Annotated in this window: 18 protein-coding genes and 1 pseudogene; 12 read left to right on the top strand and 7 right to left on the bottom strand. The window is 71.1% G+C overall.

All coding sequences use genetic code 11. The annotated features are described in order from the left end of the window. Nucleotides 1-430: 430 nt before the first annotated feature. Nucleotides 431-1,120, top strand: a complete 690-nt coding sequence (locus tag ABZ857_RS34600) for a GNAT family N-acetyltransferase (protein ID WP_357051799.1) — start codon at nucleotides 431-433, stop codon at nucleotides 1,118-1,120. A 287-nt stretch (nucleotides 1,121-1,407) separates the two neighbouring features. Here the strand turns inward: ABZ857_RS34600 and ABZ857_RS34595 are convergent, their stop codons facing one another. Further along, entirely contained in the window at nucleotides 1,408-1,968 is a 561-nt protein-coding gene (locus tag ABZ857_RS34595) for an RICIN domain-containing protein (RefSeq protein WP_357051796.1), read from the bottom strand. Between the two features lie 382 nt (nucleotides 1,969-2,350). On the opposite strand from ABZ857_RS34595, the gene ABZ857_RS34590 reads away from it, so the two are divergent. The 3 genes from ABZ857_RS34590 to ABZ857_RS34580 are packed head-to-tail and all read left to right on the top strand — an operon-like array spanning nucleotide 2,351 to nucleotide 5,216. Then, nucleotides 2,351-2,884, top strand: a complete 534-nt coding sequence (locus ABZ857_RS34590; protein WP_357051793.1) for a hypothetical protein — start codon at nucleotides 2,351-2,353, stop codon at nucleotides 2,882-2,884. A gap of 5 nt (nucleotides 2,885-2,889) precedes the next feature. Then, nucleotides 2,890-3,810, top strand: coding sequence for a hypothetical protein (locus ABZ857_RS34585; protein WP_357051790.1), 921 nt, complete (start codon nucleotides 2,890-2,892; stop codon nucleotides 3,808-3,810). A 32-nt stretch (nucleotides 3,811-3,842) separates the two neighbouring features. Continuing rightward, the gene (locus ABZ857_RS34580; protein ID WP_357051787.1) at nucleotides 3,843-5,216 is read left to right on the top strand and encodes a hypothetical protein; all 1,374 of its coding nucleotides are present in this window, start codon (nucleotides 3,843-3,845) and stop codon (nucleotides 5,214-5,216) included. Between the two features lie 59 nt (nucleotides 5,217-5,275). On the opposite strand, the gene rpsD is transcribed toward ABZ857_RS34580, so the two are convergent. Beyond that, nucleotides 5,276-5,890, bottom strand: coding sequence for a 30S ribosomal protein S4 (rpsD, locus tag ABZ857_RS34575; protein ID WP_357051784.1), 615 nt, complete (start codon nucleotides 5,888-5,890; stop codon nucleotides 5,276-5,278). Nucleotides 5,891-5,959: 69 nt separating this feature from the next. Between rpsD and ABZ857_RS34570 the strand changes: the two genes are divergently transcribed. Then, nucleotides 5,960-6,676 (top strand): DUF2470 domain-containing protein, encoded by a 717-nt coding sequence (locus tag ABZ857_RS34570; RefSeq protein WP_357051781.1) that lies wholly within the window; start codon nucleotides 5,960-5,962, stop codon nucleotides 6,674-6,676. A gap of 157 nt (nucleotides 6,677-6,833) precedes the next feature. Next, the gene (locus ABZ857_RS34565) at nucleotides 6,834-8,702 is read left to right on the top strand and encodes a cellulose binding domain-containing protein (RefSeq protein WP_357051778.1); all 1,869 of its coding nucleotides are present in this window, start codon (nucleotides 6,834-6,836) and stop codon (nucleotides 8,700-8,702) included. A gap of 58 nt (nucleotides 8,703-8,760) precedes the next feature. On the opposite strand, the gene ABZ857_RS34560 is transcribed toward ABZ857_RS34565, so the two are convergent. After that, complete coding sequence (locus ABZ857_RS34560) at nucleotides 8,761-9,567, bottom strand: type II CAAX endopeptidase family protein (RefSeq protein ID WP_357051775.1); 807 nt, start codon at nucleotides 9,565-9,567, stop codon at nucleotides 8,761-8,763. 123 nt (nucleotides 9,568-9,690) lie between these two features. Here ABZ857_RS34560 and ABZ857_RS34555 point away from each other — a divergent pair, with 123 nt between their 5' ends. Beyond that, nucleotides 9,691-10,836, top strand: a complete 1,146-nt coding sequence (locus ABZ857_RS34555; RefSeq protein ID WP_357051773.1) for a sensor histidine kinase — start codon at nucleotides 9,691-9,693, stop codon at nucleotides 10,834-10,836. Then, a complete protein-coding gene (locus ABZ857_RS34550) occupies nucleotides 10,833-11,468 on the top strand; it encodes a response regulator transcription factor (RefSeq protein WP_357051770.1) in 636 nt (211 codons plus the stop codon). Before ABZ857_RS34555 ends, ABZ857_RS34550 begins: the two co-directional genes overlap by 4 nt. A 55-nt stretch (nucleotides 11,469-11,523) precedes the next feature. Here ABZ857_RS34550 and ABZ857_RS34545 read toward each other — a convergent pair whose 3' ends face one another. From ABZ857_RS34545 to ABZ857_RS34530, 4 genes are all read right to left on the bottom strand, one after another. Next, entirely contained in the window at nucleotides 11,524-12,954 is a 1,431-nt protein-coding gene (locus tag ABZ857_RS34545; RefSeq protein WP_357051768.1) for a M1 family metallopeptidase, read from the bottom strand. Nucleotides 12,955-13,019: 65 nt separating this feature from the next. Beyond that, complete coding sequence (locus ABZ857_RS34540; protein ID WP_357051765.1) at nucleotides 13,020-15,845, bottom strand: M14 family zinc carboxypeptidase; 2,826 nt, start codon at nucleotides 15,843-15,845, stop codon at nucleotides 13,020-13,022. 161 nt (nucleotides 15,846-16,006) lie between these two features. Then, entirely contained in the window at nucleotides 16,007-16,231 is a 225-nt protein-coding gene (locus ABZ857_RS34535; RefSeq protein WP_357051762.1) for a hypothetical protein, read from the bottom strand. After that, nucleotides 16,228-17,154, bottom strand: a complete 927-nt coding sequence (locus ABZ857_RS34530; RefSeq protein WP_357051759.1) for a LysR substrate-binding domain-containing protein — start codon at nucleotides 17,152-17,154, stop codon at nucleotides 16,228-16,230. Before ABZ857_RS34530 ends, ABZ857_RS34535 begins: the two co-directional genes overlap by 4 nt. Nucleotides 17,155-17,252: 98 nt before the next feature. Between ABZ857_RS34530 and ABZ857_RS34525 the strand changes: the two genes are divergently transcribed. The 4 genes and pseudogenes from ABZ857_RS34525 (at nucleotide 17,253) to ABZ857_RS34510 (ending at nucleotide 20,338) form a co-directional block, all read left to right on the top strand. Beyond that, nucleotides 17,253-17,744: a GNAT family N-acetyltransferase gene (locus ABZ857_RS34525; protein WP_357051756.1), complete on the top strand. Its 492-nt coding sequence runs from the start codon at nucleotides 17,253-17,255 to the stop codon at nucleotides 17,742-17,744. Nucleotides 17,745-17,781: 37 nt separating this feature from the next. Beyond that, nucleotides 17,782-17,922 (top strand): annotated as a pseudogene (locus ABZ857_RS34520) (IS5/IS1182 family transposase); the annotation flags it as partial. Further along, nucleotides 17,914-18,219, top strand: coding sequence for a hypothetical protein (locus ABZ857_RS34515; RefSeq protein WP_357051753.1), 306 nt, complete (start codon nucleotides 17,914-17,916; stop codon nucleotides 18,217-18,219). The pseudogene ABZ857_RS34520 and the gene ABZ857_RS34515, both read left to right, overlap by 9 nt. A 64-nt stretch (nucleotides 18,220-18,283) precedes the next feature. Further along, nucleotides 18,284-20,338 carry a protein kinase gene (locus ABZ857_RS34510; RefSeq protein ID WP_357051750.1) on the top strand — a complete coding sequence of 685 codons (2,055 nt, stop codon included), beginning with the start codon at nucleotides 18,284-18,286 and terminating at the stop codon, nucleotides 20,336-20,338. The last annotated feature ends 39 nt before the right edge of the window (nucleotides 20,339-20,377 follow it).

Below are 20,377 nucleotides of genomic sequence, written 5' to 3'. Positions count from 1 at the left end.
CCCGCAACGCTACGACCTCACCCAACGGAGGGTTCAAGCCTCGGCGTAGCTCGCGTACGACCGGGGTGACGACGATGCCCGGCGGGTGGCCGACGGTATCCGACTGGGCTTCCCCAGGCCGGGGCAGGAACCCGCCTGGCTACACTCGCGACTGCAATCAGGTCGCAGCTCAGGGCAAAGGTGAGCCACAGGAGACTGACACCCCACCGGACAGCGCCCCGAGCGTGCCCGCGCGTCGATCCGTGACCGCCATCGCCCAGGGGAACTCGATCTGGGCGCGACGGTCTGCGAGAACCCCCGGTCACGACCCTGTCGACGGCCGGTCACCGATCGCGCCGGGTGCCGGCCGTCGGCAGGACGTCGTGGTCTGGAGTGGCATGGCGCCGGCGGCCGTGGCCTCACCCGCGCACGACACGAAAGGCACAGCACGATGGTCGACCGCGACGCCGTCAGGCTCGACGACCCGGTCGGTGAGTCGCTCCGCGGCCACCACGCGCACCTGGCCCGCCGGCTCGGCCGGGCGGCCGGTTACCTGCCGGAGGTGGCGACCTTCTCCGCGGTGTCCGCCGATCCGGACCCGGCGGAGTGGGCCGACCTCGCGCGATTGCTCGGGCGCGGCGAACTCGCCGATCTGTTCAACTGCCCGGCGGCCCCGCCCGCGGACTGGGAGCCGGTCTTCACCCTCGACGGCCTCCAGATGATCTATCCCGGCCGCGCCGAGACCGAGAGCGACTCGGGGATGGTCGAGCTGGGCGTCGGCGACGTGCCCGAGATGCTCGATCTCACCGCGCGGACCCGGCCGGGACCGTTCTGGCCCCGGACTCTGGAACTCGGCACCTATCTGGGTATCCGCGAGAACGGCGCCTTGGTCGCCATGGCGGGCGAACGGCTCCGCCCGCCCGGATGGACCGAGATCAGCGCCGTCTGCACCACCCCCGAGGTTCGCGGGCGAGGTCATGCCGCCCGCCTGGTGCGCGCCCTGGTCACCCGGATCACGTCCCGGAACGAGCGACCGTTCCTCCACGTGGCCGAGGCCAACGTCCACGCGATCGCACTCTACGAGCGGCTCGGCTTCGTGGTCAGGAAGCGCGTGACGTTTCGCGGGTTCCGTACGCCGTGAGAAGCCTGCGCACTTCGCCGGGTTCCGTCATCTGTGACGACGTCCTCAGGACGCCGCGGCGGATCACGCCGTAGTCGCCCTGCTCCCTGTGACGCCGGCCGCTCCTGGGCCACGCGGGAGCGCCCGTTCCCCGTCAGCGCGGAGAACGCCGGCGCCTTCCGCACGGTGGACGGCGACGACCTGCGGGAACTGTGCCACGCCATAGCCGAGCAGGAAAGCCTGGCCGATCCTTCACTTCCGAATCAGGGCGGCGCCCATTGATCCGTGTGAGACGTCGTCCGGGGATGTCACCACACGACGGCGTCGGGGCGGGTGAAGTGCCACAGCCTGTCGCTGGAGTTCTGGTCCTGGTCGAGATAGATGTGGTCCCAGACGCCGGAACCTTCGTAGGTCTGCAGTGTTATCGCGAGCGAGGTGTTGGTACGCGGTCGCAGGCTGCCCCATTCGGTGTTGACGTTGGTCTCGGACACCTCGTCCCGGCGCGACCAGTCCTGGAGGGGTGAGCCGTCGCATGTCTTGACGACCAGCGTGTCTCCCGCGTTCGGGGCGCCGGAGGCGGGCTGGAGACACTTGCCGGCCACCTCGTTCCTGATCACCAGGAAGCCGTCGTCCTTCTCGGTGATGGTCCAGCGGGCCGACCTGTGCTGGATGGTCGGGGCGCGCAGTGTGACGGCCCGGGTCCCTTCCGCGACCGCGTCGCCCGAGAGTGACATCCGGCTGCCGTCCATCTTGTTGATGATCCGCATGTTGAAGTCGGTGGTGTCGGCGTGGGCGGCAGCCGGAAACCCGACGAGGACGGCTGACGCGATGGTCGAGGTCATCAGCGCGGAGCACCTGATGTTCGGCATGGGCGTATCTCCCTGTCTCTCGGTGGAAGCGCGTGGAGGGATCCCCTGGTGGATCACTGGCGGTAGTCAATCCCGGCCGCGGCTCGGATCTCGCTTTCCGCCCACAAAGGCGCGTGCAAGACATGATCAAAGCCCGGTGGCGCCGCCGGATGGGAGCGTCTGCCCCCTTTGAGAGCGCCTTGTGAGATGCGCCCCCTTTTCACTGCGGGTCGCCTTTTGAATGGCCCTGTCTCGGGGCGTTGCGCCTCTTCGGAGGATTACCGAGTGAGGGCCGGCACGCTCGGCGTGGTGATCTTACTTTTCGGGTTCGGCTGACTACGGTCTGCAGCTGTGCGTCCGTTCGACGCCTGAGTCATCCGTTCCGAATCGCCGGAAGAAGGACATGCGCAATCTTCGCCAGGCTGGCGCTTTCGCCACGCTCGCATTGGCTTCGACGTTCGTCGCCGCCTCTGCCTTCGCCCCCGCTCACGCCGGGGTGACGACCGCCGCCCGAGCCGCCGTACTGGAGCCGGATCCACCTGAGGACAAGCCCTGCCCGAACGGGGAACCGAAGCCCTGCGGCGCCTCCGGGCAGGACCGGGAAGGCGTCGACTCCGGCCGCGAGGACGCCAAGAAGGATGCCGAGGCGGCCAAGAAGGACATCGCCGCCGCCAAGGACAAGGCCGATCAGTGCCCTCCCGGGTCCGCGCAGGGCAAGCAGTGCATGCAGAACCTCATCGGCGACGGCGCCGAGCAGCGAGAGGGCATGGCCGGCGTCCAGCAGGAGCTGAACACCTTCCAGCCCGCGCCGGCCGACAACGCCACGTCGGCGCTGAACGCCACCTGTGACGCGTTCGCCGCGGACCTGCCCGCCGCCTTCAAAGTCAGCGACGGCTCGCCCTCGCTGACCGCCCTGTGCGAGTTGATGAACAAGTGAGCTTCATGACACCTCTGACTCGGCGGATGCCGGTGCTGTCCGCCGCCGCCCTGATCACGTTCCTTCCGATGGCGGCGTTCGCCGGTTCGGAGCCGGACCTGCCGGCGGCGCAGGCGTTCGACGGCGACACGCCGCTGCCGTCCGTGCGTCCGGTGACCGAGTACTGCGCCGCGCATCCCGGTGCGTGCCGGTTCGCCGTCGACAAGGCCGGGTCCGGGGACTTCTACAGCGCCGTCAAGTCGCTGGGCAACGCCGCCGTCAACTGCACCGATGACGAGATCACCGTGACGCGGCAGATCACCCTGCGTACCGGCAGCACCGACAACCTCGGCGGCGAGATCACCGGGAAGATCGCGGTGGAGGGGCAGCTCAACGCCTCCGGCGAGGTCTCCGCCGCGGTGAACGCCGAAGGCAGCGGCAGCTTCGACACCCCCAACAAGCAGCAGGGTCCCAGCGCGACCTTCGGCGCCAAGGCCGGCGCGAACGGCAGCGGCAAGGTGGGCGGCTCCCTGGGGCTCAAGGGCGCCTTCGAGGGCGCGTTCAAGCTCGCCTACCAGCACACCTGGACCAGCGAGCAGACCGAGTCGACCACCTACACCACCGTCGTCCGGCCCGGGGACGCCCTGGTGTTCGGCGCCAGCGCCGCCATGCAGCGCGTCGCCGGGACGATCACCGCGCCGGGCGGCCTGTCGGTGCGCAACGTCGTGGTCACCGGGCCGTCATCCGTCAACACCAGCACCTTCGTCGCCGAGACCTTCGTCGTGGGCGGGAACACCTGCGAACAGGTGCATCCGCACGCCAAGACCGCCGCGGACGACAACGTCAACCAGTCCCCCCGCCGCGTCGACGCGTTGACGCCCGTCTCCGCGCTGCCGCCAGGTGCCCGGCTCAGGGAGCGGACCGTGCTTCCGCTCCGGACGTCCTGACCGTCCCGCCAGCCTCTCTGATGGAGATCATTGTGAACATCGTGCAGACCCGTGCCGTGACGGGCATGGTTCCGGCCGCCGGCCTCGCCGCGGCCCTCTGCCTCGGCGTGCCCGCGGCCGTCCAGCCCGCGTACGCCGACGCACCACGTAGTTCGGACAGCGCGGGCAGTTCGGGCAGTTCGGGCAGCGCGGCCAGCCGGCCGGTCGCGGTCATCAACGGCGACTTCGCCCTCCCCGCCTTTCCCGCCGGCAGCGTGAACTGGAGCCCGGTGCAGGGGTGGTCCGTCGGTTCGACCGCCGGATCCGGCACCGCCGCGGGGGTCGGGCGCTACGCGGGCGCGGACTCGGGACATCCGGACGGCAAGACGGCCATCATGCTGCGCTTCCCGGCCGCCGCCTACGGCTTCAAACAGCGGCTGCGCGGGGTACGCGCAGGCGCCCAGGTGACCGTCACCTTCGACGACAGCCCCGGAATCGCCGCCGCCTGCACACCGGCGGCGGTCGCCCAGGGCCAGTCGTACACGATCGAGGGCGCCGGGGGCGAGGTCAGCGAGCGGACCACCGCCCCCGACCCGGACAAGAAGCTCAACACCCTCGGCAAGGGCGTCTGGCGCACCGGGCAGACCTACACCTTCACCGCGTCCGAGCACGAACCGCTGCTCACCTTCACCTCGAAGGTGCCGGCTCCCACCAACGCCAACGGCAACTGCGGCCCGCTGATCGCCGACGTACGGGCGGTCCAGGTCCCGCCGCCGGTCGACAAGACCATTCCCAAGACCGCCCTGCCGCCCTCCCAGGCCTTCTACGGCAACGACGCCAGGCCGGTGACCGAAGCGGTGAACTACTGCAACGGCGCTCCCGGCAGGTGCGTCTTCACACCGGAGAAGGAGTATTCGTATGCGTACTACGAGCCGGCCCAGGTCAACGGGGACACCTACATCAACTGCACCCGCAACGCGCTGACCCGCACGCGCCCGGTCACCTTCGCCGGGCGCTCCTACGGGGACCTGCCCGCCGGCGCGGGCCTTCCCGGCACCACCGGCACGCCCAGCAGCATGGCCCAGCAGTTCGCCGCCGGGACCGCGACCAGTCCCGCGTGGGCCGCCAAGAGCGACCACACGGTGACCGAGGCCCTTCAGCCTTCGGAGGCCGCGTGGATCGAGACCCAGGCCGGCCGCCGCCGCACCGAGGGCTGGTTCGCGTCCAGCCCCGCTCCGGCGGACCCGAACACCGAGTGGCGCCTGTACACCGTCCTGGACTACCCGGCTCCGGAGCTGTCGGACCGCGTCTACCAGCGCACCGGCCCGATGACGGCGTCGGAGAAGCAGCGTTGCCAGGCCGACCGTCCCACCGCCTCCACACCCGTCGGCATGAACACCCCGGCGGGCACCAACCGCTCTTCCTGACCGTCACGGCGTAGCCGGCACCCGCCGGCTACGCCGCCCAAGCCGCCCTCGCCGGCACGTCAGCGGGAGTAGTGCTCGACCACGAGCTGCTCGTCCACCGGGACCACGATCTCCTCGCGCGCCGGGCGCCGCAGCAGGGTGAAGCGCAGCCCCCGGTGGTCGACGTCCAGGTAGGGGGCGGTCCGCTCGTCCGCGTACGTGCCCTCGGCGGCGGCCACGAACGGCTGCATCCTGGCCGACCGGTCCCGTACGGCCACCGACTGGCCCGGCTTGACCAGATAGCTCGGGATGTCCACCTTGCGGCCGTCGACCGCGATGTGCCCGTGGTTCACGTACTGCCGGGCGGCGTAGATCGACGGCGCCAGGCCGGCCCGCAGGACGAGCGAGGCGAGCCGGGTCTCCAGGAGCGCCAGCAGTTCCTCCCCCGACCGGCCGGGACGGCGGACCGCGAGGTCCCAGTAGCGGCGGAGCTGGCGTTCCGACACGTCGTAGTACCAGCGGAGCTTCTGCTTCTCCAGCAGCCGCACCCCGTAGTCGCCGGTGTTGCGGCGGCTGGTCTTGCGGCCGTGCTCCCCCGGCGGGTAGGGCCGGGCCTCGAAGTACTTCACCGCCTTCCGGGTGAGCGGAACGCCCGCCCGTCTCGACAGCCGCACCTTCGGACCCGTGTAACGCATGACGCCCTCTTTTCAAGTTAGGTAAGCCTTACTAAGGTAAGCCTAACCTACTTACCCGAGGAGCTCCCCATGCAGCACCCCGTCACCGCTCCCCCCGCCCCCGAACGCGTGCGCACTCTCGCGGCCCTGGCGGCGCCCACGCACGTCTCCGTCGCCGGGTCCGACGTGCCCGCGGCCGCCGCACGCGGCGGCGTGGACGGCAGAGGCCGGCCGGTCCTGCTGGTGAAGCCGGGCGAGATCCTTTACGGCGCGCCCGCGGAGACCCTGGTGACCGTCGATCTCACGGCGAGCAGGGCGGTCGGCGGGGTCGAGCGGCCCCGCGCGCTGCTGAAGGTGCGCGGATGGACGCAGCCCGTGCCCGAGGCGGAGACCCGCGCCGCCGCCGTCGCCATCGCGGAGGCGTGCCCCGACGAGGACCTGTTCGCGGCCGTCGAGGGCGGTGCCCCCAGGCTGCTGCGCGTGGACGTCTGCCATGTGATCTACCTGACCGGCCAGGAGTCGGGCGTCCTCGACGCCGAGAGCTACCTCGCCTCGGCCCCCGACCCGTTGCTCCCCCTGGCCGAACGCATGGTGCGCCACGTCAACGAGTCCCACCCGGGGCAGCTGCGGGAGGCGGCGGAGCGGCTGACGGGGGAACCCGCCCAGGAGGTGTGGCTGTGGGAGCTGGACCGCTACGGCGCCACGCTGCGGCCGGGGCCCGGCCACCTGGTCAGGGTCGCCTGGGCGGCGCCCGTCGCGACGCCCGCAGCGCTCGAACACGCCCTCGCCTGCCTGCTGTCCCCGTGAAGACACGACGATGAAAGTTGCACGTCCATACGAAATCGGCCGCAGGTCAGAGGCTTGCGGACCCCCTGATCGTTGACCGTACGGCATGGCGAGGAAAGGATGCGGCTCGACCTGCGCCCGGAGAGGGCGACAGCGCGACCGCTCGAAGGAGCTCCCCATGCACGGCTCGCTCACCCGCCGGCGGCGCGCCGGCCTGGCCCTGCTGACGTCCGCGGCGCTCGCCGCCGCGTCGGCCCTCGTGGCGGCGACGGCCGTCACCGCACCCGCCTCGGCCGCGACCTCCGCCACCGTGACGGTGAACACCGGCACGAGCCTCGGCACGATCCCGGCCGCCGGGCACGGCGTCAACGTCGCCGTCTACGACGGCAACATGAACAGTTCCCCCATCTCGGGTCTGCTGCGGGACGCCGGCTTCACCGCCGTCCGCTACCCCGGCGGGTCGTACGGCGACATCTACCACTGGAAGACGCACACCACCGAGGGCGGCTACGTGGCCCCGGGCACCGACTTCGACACCTACGTCAGCACGGTGCGCTCGGCCGGCGCGCAGCCCGTCGTCATCGCCAACTACGGCACGGGAACCGCGCAGGAGGCCGCCGACTGGGTGCGGTACGCCAACGTCACCAAGGGATACGGCGTCAAATACTGGGAGATCGGCAACGAGGTCTACGGCAACGGCCACTACGGCTCGGGCTGGGAGCAGGACAACCACGCCGACAAGAGCCCGAAGGCGTACGCGAACAACGTCCTGCAGTACATCTCGGCGATGAAGGCCGTGGACTCCTCGATCAAGGTGGGCGTCGTGCTGACCACCCCCGGCGGCTGGCCGGACGGCGTCGTCGGCTCGGGCGACAGCGCGGACTGGAACAACACGGTCATGTCCATCGTGCAGGACAAGGCCGACTTCGTGATCATCCACTGGTACCCGGGCGCCACGTCGGCGGCCGACAGCCTGACGAAGGTCTCCCAGATCGCCCCGATGGTGAGCACGATCCGCTCCCTGCTCGGCAGATACGCCGGGAGCAGGGCGTCGAGCATCGGCATCGCGGTCACGGAGGCGAACCTCAACTACCAGCTCAACAGCGCGACGACGGCCCTGGGCGCCGCCGACAGCTACCTCACCTGGTTCGAGAACGGGGTGATGAACGTCGACTGGTGGAGCCTCCACAACGGCACCAGCAGCAGCCCGAAGACCAACGACGACGGGACCCCCGACTACAACGACTTCGGCATCCTGTCCTCGGGCAGCTCAGGAGAGCCCCCGGTGAACACGCCCCTCCCGCCCTACTACGGCCTGGCCATGGTCGGCAGGGCCGGATCGCCCGGTGACACCCTGGTCAAAGCGTCCTCGTCCAGCTCGCTGCTCGCCGCGCACGCGGTGAAGACCTCCGGCGGCGTCAACGTCGTGCTCGTCAACAAGGACCTGAACAACTCCACGACGGTCTCGCTGTCCTACTCCGGCTTCTCCCCCGGCGCCTCGGCCACGGTCGTGCAGTGGCGCAAGGGCGCCACCTCGATCAGCACGAGCAGCGCGTCGTCCGCCACCTCGATCACGCTCCCGCCGTACTCCATCACAGTCCTCAAGGCGTCCGGCGGCGGCACCGCATCCCCCTCGCCGTCCCCCTCGTCGTCCGCCTCGCCCTCGCCCTCGCCGTCCCCCTCGCCGTCCGTCTCGCCCTCGCGTACGCCGTCCCCGTCGCCCTCGGCCTCCCCCACGCCCGGCGGCTCGGGGTGCTCGGCGACGTACAAGGTGGTCAACTCCTGGCCGGGCGGCTTCCAGGCCGAGGTGACGGTCACGAACACCCGCACCACCGCGATCTCCGGCTGGACCGCCGGCTGGTCGTATCGGAACGGCCAGACGATCAGTTCCTCGTGGAACGCCACGGTGTCCCAGTCGGGCGCCGCCGTCACCGCGAGGAACGTGAGCTACAACGGCAGCCTGGCCGCCGGAGCCTCCACGTCGTTCGGCTTCACCGCCAACGGCACCGGTGACGTCCCGTCGCCGATCTCCTGCACCACCGGCTGACACCCGGCCGCGCCCGCCCCGTACGCACGAGCGGGCGGGCGCGGCCCCACCACCACTCTCAGACCGTCTCCGGGGTGGCCACCGGCTCCCGACCCGCACGCGCCCGGTACACCATGTCGATCACCCACGCGGCCAGTATGAGGGCGCCTGTCATCAGCACCAGCTGCACTCCGTAGTTCGTGACCTGCGTGGCCGCCAGACGCAAGCCGACGTGCAGGCCGGTGTGCACGCCCACCGCCATCCATACCGCGCCGCTCCGCATCCGGGCCACCGCGCACGCGAAGCCGAGCGCGGTGGCCTGCACGACGTACAGGAGCTTGACCGCGAGGGTGTCGGCCGCGCTCTGGGAAAGGATGTGCAGCGCGCCGAAGACGACCGATACGGTGATCAGCACCGCGCGGGGGGACAGCCGGGCCGACAGGGTGTCGTACACGTGCCCCCGCCACAACAGCTCCTCGGGGAACGCCTGACTGAGCATGAGGATCGCCAGTGCGAACGGAAGGTACCGCAGCAGCACCGCGCCCTGCTCCGCCCACGGCAGCCAGGTGGTCAGGCCCAGCGCCACCGCGAGCGCCTTGGCGGACGCGACGGCCGCCGCTCCGGCGAGCAGTCCCGCGAGCGCCTGCCACAAGGCGCTCCACGACCAGGTCAGCCGTACGCCCGACCAGCTCTGGCGGCCGAGGAACCGGCGGACCGCGTACACCAGAGCGAGCGAGACGAGCGTCACGGACAGGGCGCTCAGCGTCTGGACGAGGATGCCGTGATCGTCGGTCAGCAGGGCCACGAGCAGCGGGCCGCTGAACGCCTGGACGAACATCACGACGACGGCGATCGACACAGCCCACACGGGCTTGGTGGCTCTCATGGGCGAGACGCTAGATTCGCCCTGCTCTCCGGCACATCGAGCGGCGGATAGACGCGGGCATGACCATGGTCATGGTCCCGATGGGCGATTGCGTCCGCGCCGTGGCGCTCTAGGGTCGAGAACATGGCGCGTTTCGACTGGCTTCGCGACGCCGACCGGCCGTTCCTGTTCAACGTCGTGTTCTGGGCGATGACGGCCATCCTGACCTTCGGCCTCGCGCAGGGATTCGTGAACGGCGGGGTGACCCCGCTGCAGGGCGTGCTCTTCGGCGCGGACCTGGTGCTGCTCGCGGCGCTCTGGCCGGCCCTGCCCTGGAGCCGGGCGCGGGGCCGCCTCTGGGTGGCCCCGCTGTTCCTCGCGGCGACGATCCTGCTGGGGATGACCGGTTCCCGGGAGACCCACCTGCCGCTGATCCTCGTCGCGGTGGCCAACCTCGCGTTCCTGTACGGCATGCGCGTCGCGACGGCCATCCTGTCCTGCGTCGTGGCCGGTTCCGTGTTCGTGCCCCCGCTTCTCGGGTCGACGATCGCCAACGGCATCGTCCAGGCCACCGCGATGGCGGTGTTCTCCGCGTTCGTCCTGGGCATGGCGGCGTCCACGCTGGAGGCGCGGCGCAGGCGCGAGGAGGCCCAGGGCCTGCTGGAGCGGATCAGGGAACTGGCCGTCGCCGAGGAGCGGGCCCGGATGGCGGCGGAGATGCACGACTCGGTCGGCCACCACCTCACCGTCATCAAGATGGGCCTGGAGAACGCCGAGCGGTTCCGCGAGCGCCGCCCCGAGGCCGCCTGGGCGGAGGTCCGCCAGGCCAAGGAACTCACCGTGGAGGCGCTGGCCGACGCGCGGCGCTGGGTGCGCGCGCTGCGGCCGCTCGCGCTGGACGGCCGCGTCGGCAGCGCCGCGCTCGAACGGCTCGCGGCGTCGTTCGACGGCACCGGCATCAGCGTGAGCTTCGAGGTGCGGGGCGAGGAACGGCGCCTGGAGGCCGACACCGAGCTCGTCCTCTACCGGGTGCTGCAGGAGGGGCTCACCAACGCGCTGCGGCACGCGAAGGCGGAGCACGTGCACGGCACGCTCACGTTCGGCGACGGCCAGGTGGCGCTCGTGGTCAGCGACGACGGAACGGGCAGGGACGACCAGGCGCGCGGCGGCTTCGGGCTGGCGTCGCTGACGGATCGGGCCAGGGCGCTCGGCGGCACGCTGGCCGGCGGCAACAGGCCGGGCGGAGGGTTCGAGTTACGCGCCGAGCTGCCGCTGGGGGTGCGGGCATGACGCCGGTCAGGGTGGTGCTCGTGGACGACCAGGCGCTGCTGCGCCAGGGGCTGCGCAAGCTGCTGGAGGTCGAGGACGGCATCGAGGTCGTCGGCGAGGCGGCCGACGGCTACGAGGCGCTGCGGGTGATCGGCGACCGCCGCCCGCACGTGGCGCTGGTGGACATGCGCATGCCGGGCATGAACGGTGTGGAGCTGATCGTCCGCCTGGCCGCCCGGCATCCGGAGGTGGCGGTCGTCGTGCTCAGCACGTTCGACGAGGACGAGTTCATCTTCGGCGCGCTGCGCGGCGGCGCGACCGGCTATCTGCTGAAGGACTGCTCGCCGGAGGAACTGGTCACGGCCGTCCACCGGGTGAGCCGCGGGGAGACCGTGCTGGGCAGCCCGGTCGCGGCCCGCCTGGTCGCCGAGCTGCGGCACCTGCCGGTGACCCCGGTCGCCTTCCGTGGGCAGGAGTCGCTGTCGGCTCGCGAGGTGGAGGTGGCGCGGATGGTCGCCGCCGGGGCCGCCAACAGGGAGATCGCGGCGCGCCTGTTCATCACCGAGGGCACGGTCAAGAACCACGTGTCCAGCGTGCTGCGCAAGCTGGGCCTGCGCGACCGCATCCAGCTCGCCCTGCACCTGCGTTCGTGAACGCGCCACCCGGAAAGACCGGCGGCTCCCCTGCCGGGGAGCCGCCGGAACGGGTTCACCAGGAGGCGGGCTTGCCCTTCTGGAACAGCCACACGTCGAAGAACGCCTTCAGGTCCATGCCCGAGACCTTCTCCGCCGCCCGGATGAAGTCGGCGGTGCCGACGTTGCCGTACCGGTGCTCCGCCGCCCAGTCCTTGATCAGCTTGAAGAAGGCGGCGTCGCCGATCTTGCCGCGCAGCGCGTGCAGCGTCATCGCGCCGCGGTTGTACGGCACGTTGCCGAACATGTCCTCGGGGCCGGGGTCGGCCGTGACGATCTGCCAGAACGACGAGGTCGCCGCCCGGCCGTAGTTGCTGGAGCTGTTGAACGTCTGCTGCGCGGTGGCGCCCCCGCTGTGCTCGGTCCACAGCCAGGTCGCGTACGTCGCGAAGCCCTCGTTCAGCCAGATGTCGGACCACTTGCCGACGCTCACGCTGTCGCCGTACCACTGGTGCGCGAGCTCGTGCGCCATCGTGCCGACGCCGGGCGCGCTGGAGAAGATCGGCTTGGTCTGGCTCTCCAGGGCGTAGCCGACGTCCGGCGCGCGGTCGATGATGGCGCCCGCCTGGTTGAAGGGGTACGGCCCGAAGATCGAGGAGAAGTACTCGAGGATGTCGGGGATCCGGGCGACGGCCGCGGCCGACTGGGTCACCAGGCGCGGGTCCACCGCCGTGTAGACCGGGATGCCGCCGGGCGTGGTCGTCTCGTTGACGACGAAGTTGCCCAGGGTCACCGTGGCGAGGTAGGTCGCCATCGGCTCGGCCGAGTCCCAGACGAACGTCGTCCTGCCGTTCGCGGTCGTCCTGGACACCAGGCGGCCGTTGCCGACCACCGTGACGCCCTCGGGGACCGTCGCGCGGAAGGTGAACGTCGCCTTGTCCGCCGGGCTGTCGTTGGCCGGCAGCCACGCCGGGGCGCCCTGCGGCTCGCCCGGCACGAAGGCGCCGTCGTCCGTGGGCACCCAGCCCTCGATCGAGCCGTCGGGGTCGGTGACGACCGGCGGCGTCCCCGCGTACGTCACCGTGACCGTGAAGGTCTCCCCGGTCTTGAGCTTCGGCCGCGGGGTGACGACGAGCTCCTGCCCGTCCCGCCGGTAGGCGGCCGGGTGCTTGCCCACCTTCAGCGACGTGATCTGCGGGCCGCGGAAGTCCAGGTCGAACTGGTCCAGGTCCTGGGTGGCGACCGCGGTGATCACCGTCGTGGCGTCCATGACCTTGGTGGCGGGGTCGTAGGAGAAGGTGACGTCGTAGTGCCGCACGTCGTAGCCGCCGTTGCCCTGGTCGGGGAAGTACGGATCGCCGAGCGAGGGGGCGCCCGCGGAGTAACGCGGCTCCCCGGGGTTCCCGGGAGCCGCGAGAGCCGTGGTCGCCTGGGTCGCGGTGAGCAGCGCGGCCGCGAGGGCCGCGCCGCCGAGCCGCGCCGCCCGGCGCGAACGGGACGATGTCATGGGAGTCCTTTCCGCGGACCGGGCGGCCGGGAGACCGGCCGCCCGGCCCGGTCCTTCAGGTGGGATCAGGCGACGACGGAGCGGAGCGGGATGCCCGCCGCGCCGAGGTCGCGGACCAGGTCGCGGACGAACGGGTGCTCGTCGGCGGACAGTCCGTCGGGGTTCGGGATCGTGATGTAGGACGAGCCGTCCGCCGAGGCGGTCAGCGCCGTGTCGGTGTAGCGCTCGACCACCGCCCGGGTCCGCGCGAGGTCGGCGTCGGCCACCTGGATCACGATCGGCCGCCACTCCCCGCCGAGGTTCGGCGGCTCCTCCGTCGTCGCCGCGGCGATGCGCAGGGGCTCCGCCGGAGCCGAGGCGATCCGCTGCTTCGCCTGGGACGCGCCCGCCGGGTACAGCAGCGCGTTGGCGAGGAGGTGGATGCCGTTCTCGTTGTACGCCCTGAACAGCGGGTTGTACGCGAACAGCACGGCGCGCCCGGCGCCGGTCGGCTCGTCGACGAGAGAGGCCGTGCCCTTGAGCGCCTCGGCCCCCACCGTGTAGCCGTTGGACCAGAACGTGTCGTCCGAGGGGTAGGTGAGCACGTTGACCCCGGTCTGGCTGGGGTTGAGGATCGGGTCGCCGTTGTTGAACTGGAAGTCCTCCGCCGGGCGGCCGAGCGACACCGGGCTGCCCTGGGTCACGTCCACCCGGAAGTGCGACCCGATGACCTGGTAGCCGGTCGGCTTGGCCTTCTCGGTCGTGGAGGTGAGGCCCGCGGCCCTGGCGACCCGGGTGCCCTCGTTGCGCAGCCCGACGTACGTGCCGCCCGCGGCCACCCACTGCCTGAGGTTGGCCAGGCCCTGCGCGGTCAGCCCGCCGTTCGAGCTGCTGCCGTCGGGCACGAGCAGGACGGTCCGCCCGGTGAACGCCGGGGTGTTGCCGTTGATGTCGGCCGTGGTCACCGGCGTGAGCCCGAGGCCCCAGCGGTCGCCGAGCACGTAGCGGGCCTCGCCGTAGGAGCCGGAGGTGGTGGAGACGCCGGTGCCGGCGAACAGGCCGACGTCGGGCGTGCGCAGCGCGGCGCCGGAGGCCGGGGCGGCGGAGCCCTCGACCGTCACACCCAGTGAGCGGGCCAGCTTGTCCAGCTCGCCGCGGTTCATCGCCGTGGCGGGCAGGCCGACGACCCCGGTCCGGGCGTCACGCGTGAGCGGCACGCCCGCGCCGAGCAGCCGGAAGGTCAGCTCCGACGCGGCGGCCGAGTCCATGGGGTAGGAGTACGACCCGCCCCGGGGCGCGGCCGAGGCCACGCCGCCGTCGGCGTCCTTGACGAGGTCGGCCTTCGGCGACAGCACGTCGCCGGTGGAGATGGTGTTCACGCCGGAGAGCAGCGGGTTGCTCCACGAGGAGACGTCGTAGAAGTAGGGGAACGGGACGTACGGGTCCTCCCCCATGACCCCCTGGATCCAGTGCTTCTGCGGCTGGTCCATCGGGATCCAGTAGGCGCCCTCGGGGACCGTCACGTCCCTGGCCGTCCGGCCGCCGAAGACCCGCGCGGAGGGCACCTTCACGGGCTTCTTCACCCGGTAGACCTCCACGTCCATGCGGCGCAGCCGCTCGACCAGCCGGCGCACGTCGCCGAGCTGCCGGTCGGGCAGCAGGAAGTACGACCGGATCGTGACGTCGGGCACCGGGAACCGGACCGTGTTCGTCGGCTGGACGACCTCGTTCGGCTCCAGGGTGCCGGCGGCACCCTCTGCGAGCGCGGTCTGCCAGATCTTGAAGTAGCCGTCCAGAACCTCGCGCCTGTTGTCGGCGGCCCAGCCGGTCGTCGCCCACTGGGTGTTGAACTGCTGCTGCACCCGGTCCTCGACCGCCGACGAGCTGCCCTTCTCGAACGTCATCCCGGCGGCGCCGAAGCCCGCGGCCGGGACGGTGTCGCCGTAGCCCATGTAGAACAGGTCGTACGTCGCGTAGTTGAAGTAGCACTCGGTGGTGACCGCGCCGCCGCAGGCGCCGTTGTAGCCGAAGCCCGCCGCGTTCGCCGCGCCGATGCGGTTGATCCAGTTCACCGGCTGGTCGGCGATCTCGTGGTGGATCGGGTCGGCGTTCGGCGGGAAGAAGTACTGCCGCCCGCCCATCTCGTGCGCGTCGACGAAGACCTGCGGCGGATACCGGCGCAGCATCTCGATCTTGCCGTCGGTCTCCGGCTGGGTGCGGGCGAACCAGTCCCGGTTGAGGTCGAAGCCGTACTCGTTCTGCCTGCGGTTCGCGTCGCGGCCGTCCGGGTTCTGGGTCGGCACGATGACCGTGACCAGGTTGTCGTTGCGCTTGGCCACGTCGCAGGACAGGCCGCTGGCCAGCTCGTACAGGGTCTTGAGCGCGGCGTCGGCGCCGCTCTTCTCGCCGCCGTGCACGTTGCCGGCGATCCAGACGATGGCGGGCGAGTCGCCGGCGATGCGCGCCGCCTTGTCCGCCCGCAGCGACCTCGGGTCGCGCAGCGAACGGATCTGGTCCGCGATCTTCTTGAGCTGCCCCGGGACCATGTTGTGGGAATTCGACACGATGGCGTACGGCAGGTCCTGGCCGGTCACGCTGTGCGCCACGGTGCCCGTGACCACGCGGTCCGAGGCGCCTCCCACGGCTGCCACGTACTTCTCGATCTCTTCGGTCGTGAGCACCCGGGGCTGTCCCTTGCCCAGCGGGAAGCCGAAGAACTGCTCAGGAGCCGGCACCGTGGCCAGGTGCGCGTTCGGGTCGGTGCTGCACCGTTCGGGCGCTTTGCGCGCATCGGCCGGGTCGGCCTGCGCCGGGGACACGGGCGTCAGCGTGAGCGCGGCCGACACCAGGACCGCGGCGCCGAGCGCCATGCCGTAGGGGGATCTTCCGCACAACGTCGTGCGTAACCGCATCTCGCCTCCAGGCGGGGGGACGGGGGAGGTCTCGGGGGGAGCACCCGTCCGGGAAACGACAAAGTCACTGCGGACAGTATTAGAAGGGAATAAACCGGACAAGACGCCGCGAAATATAACCACGCCTGGACGGAAACTGTGAGCAATGACGTTTCCGCATGTCAGCGCGGCATCGTCTGACCGAATCGTCCTTTCATAACGTCCGATAACAACTGGGCATCGGCTTCGCCCGCTTCGGCGGTGGTCACAGCCCGCCGCGGTACTACGCGGTACTGCCGATCGGCGCGGCGGGCGCGGTAGGTGGCGCGGGGGAAGACAGGCCGGCCGTCGACGACGGCCCAGCCGATGCGATCGAAGTGCGGGTGGGTGAAGACCACATCGGTCACGTCGAACGTGCTCTCGTCGTCTGGTCGCGACCACGACCTGTCACGGACTCGGACGCTGCGATGAAGGCTTGTACGAGGGGACGGTCGTCTCCTCGGCGGGTGGCCATGAGAATCCGGCTCATTGTGGGAGGTCCGTCGAGTTCGAGACGTTGGGCGCCTGCCGGGAGCAGTGTCGTGACGCTGTAGGGGGCGATGGTGACGCCAAGGCCCGCGGCGACGAGCATGATGATGGTGTGCCAGTTCGAGCACTCTTGCGCGACCTGGACGTCGATGCCGGCGTCCCGCAAGGGCTGTGTGTTCACGTCGAACGCCTGGGCACCTGCTGAACGCGGAAAGAGGATCAGCGGATCGGCGGCCAGCGCCGTTGCCGCCACATGATCAGCCCTTGCGGCGGGGTGTTCCGTGGGGATGACGGCCACAAACCGTTCCGTTGTCAGCGGGGAAAGGTCGATGTCGTCTCGCTCCTCGGCGTCCCGCACGATCCCGACGTCGGCCGTGCCCCGCTCCAGGGCCGCCAGGACATCGACGGTGAAGCCGTCGTGCAGTTTGACCTGGACGTCTGGACGGCAGCGGGAGAATTCACGGAGCCGTTCGCTGACGATCGCGGCGGCGGAGGTGATGAAGGCGACATCCAGGCGACCGGCCTCGCCGCGCCCGACCCGGCCGGCCTCGTCGAGGTCGGCCGCCAGACGGCCCAGAAGGTCCCTCGCCCGTGGCTGGAACGCCGCTCCCGCGTCTGTGAGGCGGACGCTTCGAGAGGTCCGCCGGAACAGCTCAACGCCGACGATCTTCTCGAGCTGCCTGATCTGCTGGGACAGGGCGGGCTGAGCGATGCTCAGCCGCTGGGCGGCACGGCCGAAGTGGAGTTCCTCGGCCACAGCCAGGAAGTACCGCAAGTGGCGGAGCTCGACTCGCTGATCCATAGTTCTAGCTTATTGATGGAGGTTACCGCTTGTATTGGACATATGGGTGAGGGGGCCGGAGGCTAGCGGGAAGCTAACACCCGAAGGGAAACCGCCTCATGCCGTACATCTCTGCTCCGACCGTGGTCTCCTCGATCGCCTCACAAAGTGATGCCGACGCGTTCCGCGTGTTGAACGAGGAGTGGATCTCCCGGCTGTTCACCCTTCAGGAGGAGGACCGGTCGGTTCTCGGAGATCCGTTCGGCCGCATCGTGGGCCCGGGCGGTGATGTGCTCATGGCGCGCGAGCAGGGCAGCGGCGCCGTGGTCGGATGCGTCGCGCTTCTGGCTTATCCCGGCGCCGTGTTCGAGCTGGCGAAGATGGCCGTGACCCCCGCCGCGCAGGGACGCGGCATCGGCCGCCAACTCATAGCCGCGGCGATCGACCGTGCCCGGGCACTTGGTGCGGCCCGACTGTTCCTCGGCACCAACAGCAAGCTGGCTCCAGCCATCCACCTGTACGAGGAGGCCGGGTTCGTCAGGATCACCCGCGACCGCCTCCCGGTGGCCGACTATTACGCCCGCGCCGACATCCTCATGGAACTGAAGTGACGCCCCGGCCCGGAGCTCGCACTCTGCCTCGCGCCGCGAGGCCGGCCGGCGCCGGCACGTCGAACGCACGCACGCCTGGCGAAACGCCTTCCACCGGCTCGCCCGCTGCTACGAGCGGCGCACCACCGTCATCGACGCCTTTTCGGACCTCGCCGATACGATCATCACCGTGCGCAACCACAACTGGCGGATGCGGATAGGGCGGCGGCGTCTCGATCTCGGTGCGGTCAGGGACGCCGCCTTCGCCCGCGTGAGCGGAACCCCGGAGGAGGAACTGAGACGCGAACCGGCCTCCCTCGAACCGCTGCGCCTGCTGGTCGGCCGCGACCACCCGTGCTCGCCGCCGTGTCACCGGCAGCACCGCCATCCGGTGCCGGGCCGGCTCGTCGGCTTCGTCGCGGACCGCTTCCGGCCGTTCGACCCCGGGCGCCGACGGCTGCCGCATCCCGGCCGCGCCGCCTTCACCGCCTCCTGAGATCGAAAACGGACGGCCGCGCGCCGTGCTGTGGGAACATTCAGGTGGTTTCGAGGAGGACAGGGTGGACGAGGAGCGTCGGGTGGCGGGCAGGTATCACCTGCTCGAACCGATCGGCCGCGGGGGCATGGGCGTCGTCTGGCGTGCCCACGACGACCTGCTCGACCGTACGGTGGCCGTGAAAGAGGTGCTCTACCACCCCACCTCCGAAGAGGACAGGGAGACCTTCAACCGGCGCACCATCCGCGAGGCGCGGGCGGCGGGACGCATCGACCATCCGAACGTCGTCGTCGTCCACGACGTCATCGAGGAGGACGGCCGTCCCTGGATCGTGATGCAACTGGTCCAGTCGCGGTCACTGGGCCAGGTGCTGCGCGAGCAGGGCCCCCTCCCGCCCGGCCGGGTCGCCGCGATCGGCCTGCAGGTGCTCGACGCGCTGTGCACCGCGCACGCCGCGGGAGTGCTCCACCGGGACGTCAAGCCGGAGAACGTGCTGCTCAACGGGGAGACCCGGGTGGTGCTGACCGACTTCGGCATCGCGACGATGCCGGAGGAGCCCGGGCTGACCATGACCGGCGGCATCACCGGCACCCCCGCGTTCATGCCGCCCGAGCGGCTGAACGGCCATCCCGCGACCCCCGAGTCCGACCTGTGGTCCCTCGGCGCGACGCTGTACGCCGCGGTCGAGGGCAGGACTCCGTTCGACCGCAACTCCCCCGTGGCCACGATGGCGGCCATCCTGCACGACGATCCGGCCCCGCCGCAGCGGGCGGGCGCCCTGACGCCGGTGCTCGAAGGTCTGCTGCGCAAGGACCCGGCCCGGCGCATCGGCGCGGCCGAGGCCGCCGCCCTGCTCGACGCCGCCATGGCGGCGGGTCACAGTTCGGCAGGTCACAGTTCGGCGGGTCACAGCGCGGCGGGTCCCGGACCCGAGCCGGGCTCGTGGAGCGGCGCGCCGTCCGGCCCGTCGCAGCCTCCCGCGGGCCCGTGGCCGCAGACCCCCTCCGGTCCCCGGCAGCCCTACGACGGCGCGCCCTCCGGCCCGGGGCATCCGGGACAGCCCGGGTCCTGGAGTCAGAGCCCGGCCGGCCCCCCGCAGCCGTACGGCGTCCACCAGTCGCACGGCGGCCCGCACCAGTCCGGCGGTTCCCCCTCCTGGCCCGGGGCCGCCACCTACCCCGGGTCGGCCGGCCCGGGCGGTGGCGCGGCGATGGCAGGGTACGCCACGAATCCGGGCGGCCAGGGGCCCCAGCCGGGCCACGCCGGCCACGCCGGTCCCGGCGGCCCTGCCGTTCCGCCGGGTGCGCACCCCGGCGCGCACGCCGCACCGGGTGCCCGCCCCGCGAGGCGCGGCGCCGCCGCCAAGGTGACCCTGCTCGTCCTGTTACCGCTGCTGCTCGTGGCCGTCGTCGCGGGCGGCTGGTACGGCTACCGCACGCTGGCCGGGAGCGGGACCGCCGCCGAGGATCTCACCCCGTCGGGGACCGGCCCCACCTCTGGCTCCGACACCACCTCGGGCTCCGACACCACCTCGGGCTCCGGCACCACCTCGGGCGACACCGATCCCACCCCGGGGGACACCGAGCCGAGCGCCTCCCACGAGCCGTCGGAAGAGCCGTCAGAGGAGCCGTCGGAGGAACCGTCGCCGGAATCCCCCACGCCGACGGCGGCCAGGCCGCCCAAGGGGTGGAAGACCCACCGCGACTCGCTGGGCTTCTCGATCGCCCTGCCCTCCGGCTGGGTCCCGTTCAAGAGGGAGGCCACCCGGGTGCGCTTCCACGACCCGAGCGGACGGGACTACCTGCAGGTCGACTTCACCCCCTGGGAGACCACGGACCCGGTGGCCGCGCTGCGTACGGTCGAGGCGGCCTCGACCAAGAAGGGATACCTGCGCGGCTACGAGCGCATCGGCCTCGCCTCCGGAAACTACCTCGGTGTTTCCTCCGCCGACTGGGAGTTCACCCACATGACCGACGCCGGCAAGGTGCGGGTGCTCGACCGCGCCTTCAGGCTCGACGACGGCCGCTGCGTCGCCCTCTACTGGCAGGTCGCCGACTCCCGATGGACATCCGGTTTGTCCTACTTCAATGTCTTTACGGACACCTTCCGACCAAAATAACGATTCGGTGAAGATCCGCAGGTCAAGGGGGATTTCGCC

This window comes from Microbispora sp. NPDC046933 (genome assembly GCF_040644635.1).
Lineage (GTDB): Bacteria > Actinomycetota > Actinomycetes > Streptosporangiales > Streptosporangiaceae > Microbispora.
This window is presented reverse-complemented; position numbering and strand designations above follow the sequence as displayed.